The organism is Rhodococcus sp. NJ-530, assembly GCF_003860625.1.
Taxonomy (GTDB): Bacteria; Actinomycetota; Actinomycetes; order Mycobacteriales; family Mycobacteriaceae; genus Rhodococcus_F; species Rhodococcus_F qingshengii.
Genome location: NZ_CP034152.1, coordinates 3,635,335 through 3,651,241, shown reverse-complemented (window position 1 = coordinate 3,651,241; position 15,907 = coordinate 3,635,335). Strand labels below are relative to the sequence as shown.

Genomic DNA, 15,907 nt, shown 5'->3' with positions numbered 1-15,907 from the left:
CCAGTCAGCGGAAACCGCTCAGCGCACCCTGGTCAACAGGGCACATGGCCCGGCAGCGAAGATGTCCCGCGCATCCGAAGACAAGACGGGTTGTCCGCTCAGTGCGTCGACCCATTCGCCAGCTGGCAGGTCCACTCGCGTATCTCTCCAACCGTGCGACGAGAGTCTGAGCGAATGTCGCGTCGCCAGAGCGACGACCATGGGCGGATCACCTGCCGGGCCGCGCGAGAAGCCGACCAGATGACCGGATCCGGAACCTGAAGCGAAGACCGGCCGGTACTCACCGTGATCGAACCACGAGGGGTTCTCCCGCCGCAGTGTCAGTGCCGTGCGAACGAGGTGCAACTTTGCGGTTCCTGTTGCGTCGATCGGCGCGGCGCCGGAATCGAGCAGTGATCGCCTCGTTCCGTAGTCGACAAGCCGCCGGTTGTCCGGATCGACCAACGAGTCCTCCCACAGCTCAGTGCCCTGGTAGACGTCGGGAACGCCGGGCCCGAGAAGTTGGAGCAGCTTTTGGCCCAGAGAGTCCGACCAGCCGTGACGCGCGATCCGGCCGACGAATTCGCTGACCGAATCACCGACCGGGCCGTCGATCACCTCGTCGATCCAGCGGTGCACTGCCGACTCGAAGTCGACGTCCGGATCGTTCCAGGAAGTTCTGGCGCCGGACTCGCGGACGGCTTTCTCCGCATAGGCGTGCAAACGCTCGCGCAGCTCTGGAACCGAGGCTGCCGAGCGGCCGCCCGCCGGCCACACACCGATGATGTTCTGCCACAAGAACAATCCGGTAAGCGGATCAGGGCTGGGGCACACGTCTTCCCACTCGCGAATCAGCCGGGCCCACAGTGTCGGCACCTGAGACACAACACCGATCCGTGCCCGCACGTCCTCGCCGCGTTTGGTGTCGTGAGTGGACAGACTCGTCATCGCGCGCGGCCACCGCTTCGCTCGGTCCGCGTTGTGGAGATGGAATTCGGCGACGGAGACGGCAAGCGATGCCGGGTTGCCGCCGACTTCCTGACGTGAGACCAGGCGCGCCGTCCGATAGAAGAGTCGATCTTCGACGGACTTGGCCATGACAGCGCCACACACCTGCTGGAAGCGAACTGAGGCTTCACCGCTGTTCACCAGGGATTGCGCCAACACGTTGAACGATGGTTCATGTCCGGGAGCCAATTCGTGCATGTCGCCGACGATCCGAGCGGCCAAACCGGCGAGGGGACTGTAGTCGGATCGGTACACCGGCATCCGAGCGATCGCGACGACAACTGCGTCGTTCAGTTCGGTCTCACTGCAACGACTTCCGGTTTCGCGTCGGATTGCACGCACGAGCCTGCGAACCTCCGGTGCAAGGTCACCGCGCCCGGTGTCGCGTTTGAACTGACGTTCGGTGTGATGCAACCATGCACTGTCCCCGTCGTCGCCGGTCAGATCTGCCGAGAGTTCGGTCAATTCGAGTTCGGCGGCGGGATCGACGAAAACGCCGCCCAGCTGATTGAGGGCGTCGTATCCGGTGGTGCCGTCGATCGGGAGCATCGGATCGAGTGGTTCCGTATGGCCGAGGATCTTTTCGATCACGAGCCACTGATCTGGTCCGATCAGTTCTCGCAGGCGCCCGAGATATTCCGCCGGATTCGCGAGTCCGTCCGGATGATCGATGCGAACGCCGTCGATCAGTCCTTCGTCGACCCACGACTTCACTTGCCGATGGCAGAGTTCGAAGACTTGGGGGTCCTCCTGGCGCAGCGCAGCGAGTTCGTTGACGGCAAAGAACCGTCGGTAATTGACGATCCCGGCGTTCCACGGTACGAGTCGGTACGACTGCCTGGAGTGCACCTCCTGTGGAGATCCGAATTCAGTACCGGCAGCGATGGGGAAGCGGTGCTCGTAGAACGCGAGAAGTGTTTCCTCGCCATCTTTCTCGACAGTCAGTGCGTCGAGATCGTCCGGGCTGCCCAGTACCGGGAGTGAGAGTTTGCCGTCGGCGCCGTTGGCTCCGTTGTCCTCGGCCCAATCGATGTCGAAGAAATGCGCGTACTCCGACGACTGCCCGTGCGTGAGAACGTCCCACCACCAAGCATTTTCGCGAGGTTTGGCGACACCGACATGGTTGGGGACCAGATCGACGATCAGGCCCATCCCACGTGATCGAACGGCGCGCGAGAGCTCCACCAGGGCCTCGCGGCCACCAAGTCCTTCGGACACGGTTGTCGGATCGGTGACGTCGTAGCCGTGCGTCGATCCGGACGTTGCCGTGAGGATGGGGGAGAGATAGAGATGTGAGACCCCCAATGCCTCGAAGTAGTCCACCTGTGCGGCCGCATCACGAAGAGTGAATGCATCCGGTCGCAACTGCAGTCGGTAGGTGCTGGTTATCGGGGCCATGTGCACGTCTCCCTCAAGCGGTTCTGCGAAGTACCGTCAATGCTCGCGCTTTTACATCCAATGTTGTTCCGGCTTTGATCACGGTATCGCTCTCACCGGTGGGGACCGAGGTGTCGAGTACGACGGTCCACTCCGACGCGTAGTCCGCGTTGGGGGTGGAGAATTCGAGATCTTCGTAGTGGGCGTTGAAGCAGAGAAGGAACGAATCTCCGGTGACGCGCTCGCCACGGTAGTTCGGTTCCGGGATCGCGTCACCGTTGAGAAAGACAGCCAACGACTTGCCGAAACCGCTGTCCCAGTCGGCCGGAGTCATCTCTTCGCCAGACGGCGTGAGCCAGGCGATGTCGCGACTCTGATCGCCGCTTCGAATAGGTCGCCCCTCGAAGAATCGACGACGCCGGAAGACCGGGTTCTTGGCGCGCAAGGCAATTGCGCGCTTGGTGAACTCGACGAGGTCGGCGTTGGTTTCCGCGAGAGTCCAATCCATCCATGACAGTTCCGAATCCTGGCAGTAAACATTGTTGTTACCCTGCTGAGTTCGGCCCATCTCGTCGCCGTGAGCAAGCATCGGGGTGCCCTGGCTGAGCATCAGCGTAGCCAGTATGTTCCGGCTCTGACGGCCACGCAGTTCGAGGATTTCCGGGTCGTCGGTGGGGCCTTCGACCCCGCAGTTCCAAGATCGGTTGTGCGATTCGCCGTCGTTGTTGTTCTCGCCGTTGGCTTCGTTGTGCTTCTCGTTGTACGAGACGAGGTCGTGGAGGGTGAAACCGTCGTGAGCGATGACGAAGTTGATGCTCGCGCCAGGGCGACGTCCGGTGGCCTCGTAGAGATCAGAGGATCCGGTGAGACGGGAGGCGAACTCCCCCAGCGTTGCCGGCTCACCACGCCAGTAGTCGCGGACGGTGTCGCGGTATTTGCCGTTCCATTCGGTCCACAGGCCGGGGAAGTTGCCGACCTGGTAACCGCCTTCGCCGACGTCCCACGGTTCGGCGATCAGCTTCACCTGACTGACGATCGGATCCTGTTGCACGAGATCGAAGAAGGCCGAAAGGCGGTCCACGTCGTGCAGTTCACGGGCGAGTGTCGAGGCGAGGTCGAAGCGGAAACCGTCGACGTGCATCTCCGTGACCCAGTACCGCAGAGAGTCCATGATCAATTGCAGCGTATGCGGATGACGGGCGTTGAGGCTGTTGCCCGTTCCGGTGTAGTCCATGTAGTGCTCTTCGTCGCCGTCGACCAGGCGGTAGTAGGCGGCATTGTCGATTCCGCGGAAACTGATGGTCGGCCCCATGTGATTGCCCTCGGCGGTGTGGTTGTAGACCACGTCGAGGATCACTTCGATACCCGCCTGGTGGAAGCTGCGCACCATGGCTTTGAATTCCGCTACGGCCGCATCGGGTTTCGTGGCCGAGGAGTAGTCGGTGTGTGGAGCGAGAAAGCCGAAGGTGTTGTAACCCCAGTAGTTTCGCAGACCTTGGTCGAGAAGCACCTGATCGTGCATGAACTGGTGGACCGGCATCAGTTCGATCGCCGTGACACCCAGATCGGTGAGGTGCTCGATGATCACCGGATGAGCGAGCCCCGCGTACGTGCCGCGCAATTCCTCCGGAACTCCGGGGTGCGTCGCGGTCATACCCTTGACGTGCGCTTCGTAGATGACCGTCTCGTGATAAGGACGCTTCGGCGAGTGGTCGGACGCCCAATCGAAGAACGGGTTGATGACGACGGTCGACATCGTATGGCCGAGCGAATCATGTTGGGGGAAAGGGATGGTGGCGGGTTCGTCGACGAGTGGTTCCGGCTCGAAGGGTTCGGGCTCGAGGATCTCTTCCGATTCCTGATCGCCCGTGGGCGAGTCGTCTTCGAGGCCCACCTCGTCCGATTCGGCTTCCGAACTCGTTTCGTCGGTAGCCTCTTGCGGCCCCACGGCGGGAGATTCGTCGTCTCCTGAAGGTTCGGGGTCCGCCGCCGATTCGACGTCGTACGAGAACAGCGAACGGTCTCCGTCGAAGTCTCCGTCGAACGCTTTTCCGTACGGGTCAAGCAGGAGTTTGCTCGGATCGCATCGCAGACCTGCAGCCGGATCGTACGGCCCGTGTACGCGGTAGCCGTATCGCTGGCCGGGGGATACCGACGGAAGGTACGCATGCCAGACGTAACCGTCGACCTCGTCCATCCGAATGCGGGTTTCGGTTCCGTCCTTGGCGATCAGGCACAGTTCGACGGCCTCGGCGACCTCGGAGAAGAGCGAGAAATTGGTCCCCGCGCCGTCGTAGGTGGCACCGAGTGGGTACGCACTGCCAGGCCATACCGGGATGGGAGTGGCTGAGGTCTCGCTCGGCGGTTGATCCATGAATCAGACCCTATCGGGTGCAGCCGATCGAATCTCGTCGACTGTCTACGGTGCCGATCACCGTTTCGCCTGGCTGCGGGCGGTTGCAAGCATTCCGGCTGTGATCTGTTCCACCTCTGCCTCCGAACACAGGTACGGAGGCATCGCGTATACGAGGTTGCGGAACGGCCGGAGCCAGACGCCGGCGTCGACGGCTGCATCGGTCGCGCTCTGCATGTCGACCGGCTGTTCGAGTTCGATCACTCCGATTCCGCCTTTGACGCGGACGTCGACGACCCCGGGAATTGTGACGGCTTCGGCGAGGCCTCGAGCGAGGCCACGTTCGAGGGTTGCGACGTCACGCCGCCAGTCCATCGCAAGCAGAAGTTCGGTCGACGCCACCGCGACGGCGCACGCGAGTGGATTGCCCATGAAGGTGGGGCCGTGCATCAGCCCGCCGCCCTCACCGGCAGTGATGGTCTCCGCGATCTCCGTGGTGCACAGCGTTGCCGCCAGACTCATGTACCCGCCGGTCAGTGCCTTGCCGACGCACATGACGTCGGGACTGACGCCGGCGTGATCGGCGGCGAACAATTCTCCGGTGCGTCCGAATCCGGTCGCGATCTCGTCGAAGACCAGGAGGACTTGGTACTTGTCGCAGAGGTTACGCAGGTCGATCAGGTACGCGGGATCGTGGAAACGCATTCCGCCGGCGCCTTGAACCACCGGTTCCACGATCACCGCTGCGAGGTCCTCGTGATGCTCGGCCAAGAGCGATTCCAACTCCTGCACGTATTCGGGGAGATAGCCCGCCGGGGGAGCCTGCGCGAAGACCTGAGGGCGCAGGACGTCGGTCCAGAGAGAATGCATGCCGCCGTCGGGATCGCAGACGCTCATGGGAGTGAAGGTGTCACCGTGGTATCCGCCGCGCCAGGTCATCAAACGATTCTTCGACGGCTTTCCGAGGCTCCGCCAGTACTGCAGGCACATCTTCACTGCGACTTCGACGGCCACCGAACCGGAGTCGGAGAGGAACACCTTGTCGAGGTGAGGTGGTGTGATGTCGACGAGCAGCCGCCCGAGGCGAGCGGCGGGTTCGTGCGTCAGTCCGCCGAACATGACATGGCTCATTTTGCCGAGCTGCCGTGCGGCGGCGGTGTCGAGCACGGGATTGCGGTAGCCGTGAATGGCGGCCCACCACGAGCTCATCCCGTCGACCAATCGGCGGCCGTCGGAGAGCGTCAGGGTAGCCCCCTGCGCAGAGTCGACGATCAGCGGACGAGTCGACGCGGGAAACGATCCGTACGGATGCCAGAGGACATCGGCATCGATGGCGGAGACGTCATGGGGATCAAGTCCGGTTGTGAGCACGGATGCACCCTAACCATTGAGTTGAACGGTGTTCAAGTATGGTCGGAAAAGTGAACACCTCGCTGAATTGGCTGACGGCCGTCGAAGCGGACCGCAGGGCCGCTGGACTGCGTCGCGAACTCCGTCCTCGCACGGTCGACTCCCCGTTGATCGACCTGGCGTCGAACGATTACCTCGGACTCGTGCGGCACCCCGATGTGATCGAGGGTGCCACGGCGGCTCTGCGCCGTTGGGGCGCGGGCGCCACGGGCTCGCGTCTGGTCACCGGCACCACCACCGAACACGAACTGCTCGAAGTCGAACTGGCCGAGTTCGTCGGGGCGGACTCCGGACTTGTCTTCTCCTCCGGTTACACAGCCAATCTCGGCGCGGTGACGGCGCTCTCGGGTCCAGGGTCGTTGATCGTCTCCGATGCGGGATCGCATGCCTCGCTGGTGGATGCCTGCCGCCTGTCACGTGCTCGGGTTGCCGTTGCTCCGCATTCGGACGTGGGCTTTCTCGCCGACACGTTGCGCAGCAGAGTGGAAGAGCGAGCGCTGGTCGTCACCGATTCGGTCTTCAGTGCCGACGGAGACCTTGCGCCACTGCGGCAGATGCATCAGGTGTGCCGCGAGTACGGGGCGATCCTGTTGGTCGACGAGGCGCATGGCATCGGTGTGCGCGGTGCCGGTGGACGTGGACTCGTCCACGAGTCTGGCCTGGCCGGTGAACCCGACGTCGTCGTGACTGCAACACTGTCCAAGGCGCTCGCCAGCCAGGGCGGAGTTGTACTCGGTGACAACAAGATCCGCGCGCATCTCATCGACGCGGCAAGAACGTTCATCTTCGACACCGGGCTCGCACCGGCCGCCGTAGGCGCGGCCAGGGCTGCACTCGCCGTACTCCAGCGTGAGCCGACGCGAGCGCTCGACGTCCTGGCCCGGGCATCCGAGTTGGCGGACGTCACCGGTGCTCCGTCGCCTGAATCTGCTGTCGTCTCAGTCGTTCTCGGTGATCCGCAGCGGGCGTTCGATGCCGCGTCCGCGTGCCGGGACCAGGGACTGCACGTCGGATGCTTCCGCCCGCCGTCGGTTCTGGAAGGAACGTCACGGCTGCGTCTGACTGCACGAGCGACGCTGTCCGCATCCGAGATGGAGCAGATCTCACTCGTACTTCACGAGGTATTGGCAGGTGCTCGCGCATGAGTATTCTCCTGGTGACCGGAACGTCGACCGACGTCGGAAAAACAGTGGTGACGGCAGCACTGGCATCGCTCGCCCTGCAGTCGGGAAAGTCGGTTGCGGTGCTCAAACCGGCCCAGACCGGCGTCGACGTGGACGGTGCGGGTGATCTGGCCGAGATCGAGCGTCTGACCGGCGGCGGTGCGACGCTGGTCGAGTTGGCGCGGTACCCCGAACCTTTGGCGCCGGATACTGCTGCCCGTCGAAGTGGTCTCCCGTTGTTGGCGCTCGACGACGTGGTTCGGGTCGCCTCCGACCTGGACACCACCCACGACCTGACCCTGATCGAAGGCGCCGGCGGCTTGCTGGTCCGCTTGGGCGCCGACGGGTTCACCGCTCGCGATCTTGCCGCGGCTCTGGCAGCGCCAGTGGTGCTGGTGGTTGCGTCCGGCCTGGGCACGCTCAATCACACCGCACTGACCGTGGAAGCCCTGCGTGCATCCGGCGTGGACTGCGCCGGGTTGGTGATCGGTTCGTGGCCGCAGGAACCGGACCTCGCCGAGAGATGCAATCGCGAGGATCTGGTCTCGGTCAGCGGTGTTCCCCTTCTCGGGGTAATGCCTGCCGGAAGTGGAGGCGCGAGTGTCCGAGAGTTTGCTCGCACCGCTTCGATCACGCTCGGTGAACTTCATTTGACCAACTGACGACGTAACATCCGATTTGTCCGCATCGATAGCCAAGGCACAGTGGGGCGCCTCGGGTTTCGACGTCCCTCGCGTACGATTCCGGTCGGTATATTTCGACGGCTGTCTTGCGGCGACCCTGCATCCGGGGCGCCTTGGTCACCGACAGTGGTTGTCGAATTGTGAGTAGGTCAGTCGAGTTTAGGTGGTGAGCACGGTCGAAAAGTCGTTGTCGTCATCGGCCGTACGTCGCGCACTGCTTATCGGCGTAGTCGTCTTCGTCTCGTGCCTGGTCGGAATTCTGAGCCGTCTGCCGGGCACGCTTGCAGTCTTCTGGCCGGCCAACGCGCTGCTACTCGGGATCCTCTTTCGGTCGCCGCGTTCCGCCACATTGCTCACCTGGATCTGCGTCGTAGTCGGTTATGTCGGAGCCGACCTGATCACCGGTGGGGCATGGGAGTCCACGGTGTGGCTCAACGCGGCCAACATCGTCGGGGTTGCGAGCGGCTTCTACGCCTTTCGCTGGGTCGACAGTGAGGACCGTCGACTGACCAGTATTCAGTCCGTCGGCTATCTCGTGTCGATGACTGTCGCCGCCGCGTCGATGGCGGCGCTCGTGGGCGGAATCGCGAACCGCGTGCTGTTCGGCGGGCAGTGGTGGGACGGCTGGTTGCTCTGGTTCTCGAGTGAGTTCGTCAACTACATGACCATCGTCCCCTTGGTGCTGACATTCCCTTCGCTTCGACGAGTGGATCGAGAACCGAAAGCTGTTGCCACGCTTGTGCGTCGATCATTCGTTCCGACGGCGCTGCTGGCCGTCTGCATCATCTTGGAGTGGGTGATAGGCGGTGCCGGAGCGATCGCGTTTGCCATGCCGGCGCTGGTGACTGCAGCCTTGCTCACCAATGTTTTTGTCACGTCGGTGCTCACAGCTGTGTCAACTGCCTGGACGTTGGTACTGACGGCCGACGGCCATCTCGGATTGTCCAGCGAGGGCGTCTCGCCGGTCAGCGCGTCGGTCCAGATCGGATTGTCGCTACTGGCGGTAGCGCCGATCGCGGTGGCCTGCGTGATCCTCGAGCGTCGCCGCGCGCTCGAGGCACTCACCCAGGCCGTCACCCACGACGATCTGACCGGTGCGTTGCGCCGGGACGAATTCTTGCGGCGAGGCGGCAGCGTGACGGGTGCGACCGATCCGCGTCGCCACTCTGGACGTCCGGTCAGCGTCCTGATGATGGATCTGGATCACTTCAAGATGGTGAACGACAACCTCGGTCATCGTGCCGGCGATACGGCGTTGGTGAGTTTTGCCGATCAGGTGCGGCGGCACCTCGATGACAAGCATCTCTTCGCCCGATTGGGCGGCGAGGAGTTCGTCGTACTGATGGCCGGCGTCGATCTCGAGGGTGCGACCGAAACAGCCGAGATGATTCGACGCGCGCAAGCGGAGAATTCGTCGGCAGTATTGGGTGAATTCGGGCCGACGGTCAGCATCGGCGTCGCGTGTTCACCCCACGGCGACGCAGACCTGACGCAATTGGTCGATTGCGCTGACGAGGCGTTGTATCGAGCGAAGAAGTTGGACCGCAATCGAACCGTGGCGCTCACGGTCGGTAGCTGAAGAAATACGTGCGGACCCGCAGTTTGTTGCGGGTCCGCACGTGGTGGTGGAGTCGACCGATTCAGAACAGATTGATCAGCGCAGGAACACTGAACAGCGCTACGTAGTAACCCATGAACAGAACTCCGCCGTGAATCTTGAACAGGCGCCCGAGAAGACCACCGACCAGGCCGACCGTCACGGTTATCAGAAGCCCGAGGATGCCGCCCTCCCAGATGCTGATGACGACGACGAGTCCCGTGAACACCGCGATCACAGCTTCGTGACTGATGTGCTTGACCACCGCTGACGCAGCGCGGTACGCGTAGTTCATGGCAAACGGGTATGCGATGACCGTTGCCGTGACCACTGCGAGCAGTCCGTAGAGCAGGAACTCCCACTGCGTCAGGTACGTGGAGAGATTGTTGATCACTCCGGTTTCCTGATTGGTCTCGAACACCGGTGGAGCGTTGAACAGAGGGGCTGCGGGGCCTGCCGCGAGCGGGCTGAGCGGAAGGCCGAAAGCGACGAGTGGGATGAGGGTTTCCGCGATGTAGGTGGATTCCGTCGTACCGTTCTTCGCCGAGACCATTGTGGTCAGTCGGTGATAGCCGTTCTTGATCCGCGCACCTACCAGCTCACCCATCAGAACAGTCATGGCGACCGGGCTGAAGACGAAGGTTGCGCTCGACACCGTGGAAGCGGCGGCGGTGTAACCGATCTGCTTGCGATCGAGGACCTTCAGAGGATTGGGGAAGTATCCCTTCCATCCTTTGATGTCCGGGGCCAATGCAACGGTTTTGGGTTCACTGCGTTCCATGTCCTTACGGCTCGACGGGCCCAAGGTCAATGCGAGGTCCGCGATCAGCGGCCCGACTGCGATCGCAAGGAAGTAGCTGATGTTCAGCGACACATCGTAATTCGACGTCAACGCGCGGGCACCGAGGATCAAGATGACGAAGGGAACGAGGGCGACAACCCCGGCCCAGCGGCCTGGTGAGGCGTAGGCGATGCCGATGGCGGCGACCAGGAACAGCCACGGTGCTATCGACTGAACGGTGTCCGCGAACGGCGCGAGGATGGTCGCGAACAAAACGGCAACCGGCACAGCGACGAACGCCGAGATCACTGCTCCCGAGATCGCCTTGCGGAGTGCGATGTGCGGGATGCCGAGTGAGCGCATCATCTGCGCTTCCGGCAAGAGTGGAATCGCCATCGTGTCGCCGGGAATGCCCAGCAGCATCGTCGGCACCGCGTGCGTCATGTGTTTGGCGATCGCACCGGAGAGGAAGAACGTGAAGACCGCCGCCGGGGGAGCGCCGAGCAGAATCACGAGCAGAGTCAGCGGTGCGATCGTGGCGGTCTCGTCCGTGCCGGAGATCAATCCGATGAACGTGAACGCGACCGCACCGATGATGCCGAAGAGAACGGCAATCAGAATTTCGTTGGTCAGAACCGAACTCATGCGCGCCCACCGTCCTTCGGTGTGTTCGAGACCCGTGCGTGCTCGGCCTCGGCAGCGGCGAAGTGGTCGTACAGACCCAGCTCGCGAAGTTCCTGTCGGCTCTGCTCCGGAATGTCGGCGAGAGTGCCCAGACCCTGGCGCTGTTCACTCATCGTCGTGATGACACCGTCGATCGACTCCGCGTCGGCGGCGGCCAAGGCGACTATCCGCTTCGGCTTGATGAAGATTCCGCAGACCACGCCGGCGAGCAGGCAGGCCGCGATGCCGACCAGCAGGCTGTACGCCTGGGCCAACGACGGTTCGCTGACGACCCGTTCGAACAATGCCTGGGCCGCGAGAAGGGCCGAGGCGCCGACGACACTGCCGACTGCAACGGAGATCGCGAGGTGTCGACCGTTGACGGTGTCACCCCAGACCTCGAGGTATGTCTGCTGCTCGGTCGGCTCGGTTGTGGTGGTCGGCGTCGTTGCCGGCTGCGGTGGTGACATCAGTCTTCTCCAGTGTCATGCATGGCGGGGTCGTACAGGGAGGGGCTTGCGAGATGAGGGGCTTGCGTTGCGGGTGTCAGGTGCGTGCTGCGCGGAGGGCGGTGACAACTCGGGACGGGCTCGAGTGCCCGATCTGTTCGGCCATCCAGATGCTTGTATCGGTGAGCGAATCCAGGTCGATGCCGGTGTCGATCCCGAGGCCGTGGAGCATCCACACCAGATCCTCGGTCGCGAGATTTCCGGTCGCGCCCTTGGCATATGGGCACCGTCCGAGACCACCTGCGGAACTGTCGAATTCGGATACCCCAGCGGTCAACGACGCATAGACGTTCGACAGCGCCTGGCCGTAGGTGTCGTGAAAGTGCATGGCGATCTGCGATGTGGGGATGCCACGTTCTCGGAGGGCGCCGAGCAAAGCGAGCACATGGCCAGGTGTGCCGACGCCGATGGTGTCGCCGAGTGAGAGTGACGTGACACCGCTGTCGATCAGGGTCTTTGCGATGTCGGCGACACGCTCGACGGGCACGGAGCCTTCCCAGGGGTCGCCGAAGCACATGGAGATGTAGCCGCGGACGGGAAGTCCCAGGGCTCGGGCGGCCGTAGTGACCTCGGCAGCCGCGGCGATCGCGCCGTCCACCGTGGAATTGAGGTTGCGTTTCGCGAATTCCTTTGTGGCGCTGACGAATACTGCAACCTCGCTTGCTCCGGCGGCGACGGCCCGCTCGAGACCCTTGCGGTTCGGGACAAGAACGACCGTACGTACCGAGTCCGGCAGGTGCAGCCGACCCATCAATTCTTCCGCGTCCGCAAGTTGCGGGATCCATCGAGGTGAGACGAAACTCGTCAATTCGACAGTGCGGGAGCCGGCCGCGACCAGGCGTTCGATGAACTGGGCTTTCGTCTCGGTCGGGATCACCGCTGTTTCCGCTTGAAGTCCGTCGCGTGGCCCGACTTCGTAGATCCGGACCGAGGTCGGCAGCCCCGGCGCCGGCACTCGATGAGGCGCCGGCTTCCACACCGGTGATCCTGCAACTGTTTCGGTCATTGTCGTCAGTTTCCGCCGCGGATCTCGGCGAGAACCTTCTCGGCATGCTCGACGCGAATGCTCTTGTCCGCGATCAGGCGTGCAACCACGGCGTCGATCTCGCTCTTCTGCGCTCCGGCGGTGGCAGCGATGTTGCGGGCGTGCAGCCCCATGTGTCCGCGCTGGACACCCTCACTGGCCAGAACGCGGACAGCAGCCAGGTTCTGCGCCAGGCCGACTGCCAGAATGATGCCGGCGAGTTCTTCGGCGCTCTCGACGCCGAGCATCTTGATTGCGGCCTGCGCTACCGGGTGCACCTTGGTGGCGCCGCCGACGAGGCCGACCGGCATGGGTAGCTCGAGGGTGCCGACGATGTTGCCGTCGGCATTCTTCTCGAAATGCGAGAGCGACGAGTAGATCCCGTCGGCGTTGACTGCATGGGAATGGCACCCGGCTTCGACTGCGCGCGTGTCGTTTCCGGTTGCCAACACCACGGCGCTGATGCCGTTCATGATGCCCTTGTTGTGTGTCGCGGCGCGGTAGGGATCCAGCTCCGCCAAGCGTGCGGCATGGATCAGGTTGTCCACTACCTCTGCACCGCCGATCAATTCGGCGTCGAACACGGCACGAACGCGCGTCAGCCGCAGATCTGCCTTGTTGGTGAGAATGCGAAGAACGACGTGCCCGCCGCCGATCTCGGCTACTCGATCCGCGATTGCCTCTGCCATCGTGTTGACGGCGTTGGCGCCCATGGCATCTCGTACGTCGACGTGAAGGTGAAGGACGACGTAGGTGGCCTTGTCCGAAGAAACGATGCGTACCGAAACGTCCTTCACGCCACCGCCGACGCTGACCAGTTTCGGGTCCTGTTCGTTGGCGAGTGCAATGATTTCTTCACGTGCCTCGAGGAGTCGGATACGGGCGGCTGCCGGATCCACGACGTCGACGAGTTGTATCTGGGCCTGCATGATCGGCGGGGTACTCGAGACGTGAAAGCCGCCGAGTCCGCGTGCGATGCGAGCAGCGTTGCTTGCGGCGGCGACCACCGACGGCTCCTCGGTGGCGAGCGGGATCAGGTAGTCCGTGCCGTTGATCGTGAAGTTGGTGGCCACGCCGACCGGGATGCCGATGACGCCGAGGACGTTCTCGACCATGCGATCGGCCTGGTCGATGGTGAGGCCGTCGGCTGCGTCGTAGACCGCGATGTCTGCCTCGGTCAGGTCGGTCTGGCGGACGATCTCGGCGCGTCGTGCGGCGACGTCGTAGGACCGGAAATCGGCGATGCGGCTGTTGATGGACCGGTTGTTCATAGACACGTGGGGTCGTCCTCCTGAAGTGTTTCTGTGCTCCGCTTCACAGTAGGGAGGTCGATGCTTGCCAGGCCACGTGCTCACAACACATCGATCGGTCGAAATTGTAGTGTCATGCACCATCGGCGCTGTCGTTGATGCCGCTTCCGGCCTCTTCGGTTCCCACGTCCCGAAGTTCGTCGAGCCTCGTCGCCATGGACACCCGGAAAAAGTTCTCGTCTTCCCGCCACGATTGACCGAGGAGCGTACGGATGCGGTCGAGACGCTGAACGACGGTGTTGGGGTGATAGTTGAGTGCGCGGGCAGCCTTGGTCGGGCTCCCGTCGTTGCGTACCAGGGCACGAAGGGTCGCGGTGAGATCGGTGTCCTTGTCGCGGTCGTACGCGAGTACCGGGCCGATTACTTCGTCGATGAACTGATGAAGTGATTCCGGATTTTCGCCGAACAGAACGGTGTACGGCAGATATGACGCCGTCGTGACCGCGCCGTCGGTCTTGCCCAATGCCGTGAGTAGGCGGGCCGTGCGCAGCGCCGAGGTGAAGCGCGCCGGGAGCTCTTCGGGGCGTTCCGCCGTCGCCGGCGCAATGACTACTGCGTGCGGTCCTACCGAACCGGTGATCTGACGGTGAATGACCGTCGCCGCGGCTGCCGGGTTTCCCGAGCGCGAGACCACCGCGATCAATCCGGCATGCTGCGCCGCCAACCCCGCTACCGGCAGAGACTGCCCGATTGCGCGGAGCGCGGCGGTGCGGAGTTCCGGAGCGACCGACACCACGAGGACGGTGTCCAGTTCGCCGAGGGAGATGCCGAGGTTTCGGGTCCTACGTTCGAGATCGCGCCTGCGCTCGGGCGCAGTGCTCAGCAAGTCGGCGACCAGTTCGTCACGTGCACGCCGGTCCGCTGCTGCCGCCGCCGAGTGTTGCAACACGAGGATGGCAGTGACCTGAGCTGCCCGTTCCACGGTCCGGAGTTCGACGGGGCCGATCGGCGCGTCCGAACGATTCAGCAAGATGGCCCCGAGGAACGATTCTCCGGCGGTGACGGCGCTGACGAGTTGGATCACGGTCTCGCTGTTATCGGCGACAAACGTGCATCGGCCACTGCGGCGACTCTGGTCGATGGCATCGGACACGGCGCGAGGTAGCGACAACGGCACCGTCGTGATCTGCTCACCCGACGATGTGACGAGAGGGCGTAGCTCATTGTCGACGACGACGGTGCTGCGTTCGAGTGCGCTGCTGAGGGTTCGTGCAACCTGGGCGTAGCCACCGCCGCGGAGAACGGCGTGGATCAGATCCTGGTGGACGATGTTCGATTTGTCCCGCGCGGACACGTGCTCGCGCAGCTCGTCGAGTGCTCGCCCGGTCTCGGCGGCGGATTCCTCGGCGCGGTCCAGCGCCCGTGCGGTTTGCAGGACTACCGAGGCGTGATCAGCCAGCGCAGAGAGCAGGGCGATCTGATCTGCGGTAAATCGTCGTTCCCGGCGGTCGGCGGCAAACAGGACTCCGAGGATCTGGCCGTCGGAGAGCATCGGCACGCCGAGAATCGCCACCAGACCCTCGGCGACGATCGCGGCATCGACCACTTCGTCATGGCGCGACTGCGTGTAGTCGCTGTAGTTCTGAACCCATTGGGCTGCTCGAGATTCGGCAATCGCGCTGACCAGTCCCGCGCCGGCAGGAACTTGCAGATGCTGGAGTTCCGGCGAGACCGCGCCGGCCGTCTTTCGAACATTCAGGTCACGAGTGATCACGTCGAACTCGGACAGGTACGTGACGTCGGTGCCCATGATGTCGTGTGCGCGGTTGACCAGCCTCTGCAGCAGTGTGTCCACGTCGCGAACCTGCGCGAGCTCACGTGCACTCGAATAGAGAACCGCCAATTCGTTCTCGCGACGGCGAAGTCGCCGAAATTCCGACCGACTGGCCCGGATGAGGGCCGCGGTCTCCGCGACCTCCGTTGCGCCAAAGCCGAATTCGGCAAGTACCTGTTCGACATGTTCGTCGCCGACTGAATCGGACGTCACGTCGAACAGCGCGGCAATCACGTTGGGCGCTGAGTCGGAGTCTGAATCAGGGGCGGTCACACC

11 protein-coding genes are annotated in these 15,907 nt (G+C 63.3%); 3 read left to right on the top strand and 8 right to left on the bottom strand.

The features are described from left to right. Window positions 1–18: 18 nt before the first annotated feature. The 3 genes from treY to EHW12_RS16890 are packed head-to-tail and all read right to left on the bottom strand — an operon-like array spanning window position 19 to window position 6,088. Complete coding sequence (treY, locus tag EHW12_RS16900) at window positions 19–2,385, bottom strand: malto-oligosyltrehalose synthase (RefSeq protein WP_125051235.1); 2,367 nt, start codon at window positions 2,383–2,385, stop codon at window positions 19–21. Window positions 2,386–2,398: 13 nt separating this feature from the next. Continuing rightward, window positions 2,399–4,738 (bottom strand): glycogen debranching protein GlgX, encoded by a 2,340-nt coding sequence (glgX, locus tag EHW12_RS16895; RefSeq protein WP_125051233.1) that lies wholly within the window; start codon window positions 4,736–4,738, stop codon window positions 2,399–2,401. A 57-nt stretch (window positions 4,739–4,795) separates the two neighbouring features. Continuing rightward, window positions 4,796–6,088, bottom strand: a complete 1,293-nt coding sequence (locus tag EHW12_RS16890; protein ID WP_030537108.1) for an adenosylmethionine--8-amino-7-oxononanoate transaminase — start codon at window positions 6,086–6,088, stop codon at window positions 4,796–4,798. Window positions 6,089–6,126: 38 nt separating this feature from the next. Between EHW12_RS16890 and EHW12_RS16885 the strand changes: the two genes are divergently transcribed. The 3 genes from EHW12_RS16885 (at window position 6,127) to EHW12_RS16875 (ending at window position 9,552) form a co-directional block, all read left to right on the top strand. Beyond that, a complete protein-coding gene (locus EHW12_RS16885; protein ID WP_125051231.1) occupies window positions 6,127–7,272 on the top strand; it encodes an 8-amino-7-oxononanoate synthase in 1,146 nt (381 codons plus the stop codon). Further along, window positions 7,269–7,952 (top strand): dethiobiotin synthase, encoded by a 684-nt coding sequence (gene bioD / locus EHW12_RS16880; protein WP_125051229.1) that lies wholly within the window; start codon window positions 7,269–7,271, stop codon window positions 7,950–7,952. Before EHW12_RS16885 ends, bioD begins: the two co-directional genes overlap by 4 nt. A gap of 187 nt (window positions 7,953–8,139) precedes the next feature. Next, the gene (locus tag EHW12_RS16875) at window positions 8,140–9,552 is read left to right on the top strand and encodes a sensor domain-containing diguanylate cyclase (RefSeq protein ID WP_241198988.1); all 1,413 of its coding nucleotides are present in this window, start codon (window positions 8,140–8,142) and stop codon (window positions 9,550–9,552) included. A gap of 61 nt (window positions 9,553–9,613) precedes the next feature. On the opposite strand, the gene EHW12_RS16870 is transcribed toward EHW12_RS16875, so the two are convergent. From EHW12_RS16870 to EHW12_RS16850, 5 genes are all read right to left on the bottom strand, one after another. Further along, window positions 9,614–10,996, bottom strand: coding sequence for a tripartite tricarboxylate transporter permease (locus EHW12_RS16870; RefSeq protein WP_003941745.1), 1,383 nt, complete (start codon window positions 10,994–10,996; stop codon window positions 9,614–9,616). Then, complete coding sequence (locus EHW12_RS16865; protein WP_003941716.1) at window positions 10,993–11,484, bottom strand: hypothetical protein; 492 nt, start codon at window positions 11,482–11,484, stop codon at window positions 10,993–10,995. The genes EHW12_RS16870 and EHW12_RS16865 overlap by 4 nt, the downstream gene beginning before the upstream one ends. Before the next feature lie 76 nt (window positions 11,485–11,560). Then, on the bottom strand, window positions 11,561–12,529 hold the full coding sequence (locus EHW12_RS16860) for a hydroxymethylglutaryl-CoA lyase (RefSeq protein WP_081557965.1): 969 nt from the start codon (window positions 12,527–12,529) through the stop codon (window positions 11,561–11,563). A 5-nt stretch (window positions 12,530–12,534) separates the two neighbouring features. Next, window positions 12,535–13,818: a hydroxymethylglutaryl-CoA reductase, degradative gene (locus EHW12_RS16855; RefSeq protein WP_064444162.1), complete on the bottom strand. Its 1,284-nt coding sequence runs from the start codon at window positions 13,816–13,818 to the stop codon at window positions 12,535–12,537. A gap of 112 nt (window positions 13,819–13,930) precedes the next feature. Then, on the bottom strand, window positions 13,931–15,904 hold the full coding sequence (locus tag EHW12_RS16850; RefSeq protein ID WP_064444273.1) for a helix-turn-helix domain-containing protein: 1,974 nt from the start codon (window positions 15,902–15,904) through the stop codon (window positions 13,931–13,933). Between the last annotated feature and the right edge of the window lie 3 nt (window positions 15,905–15,907).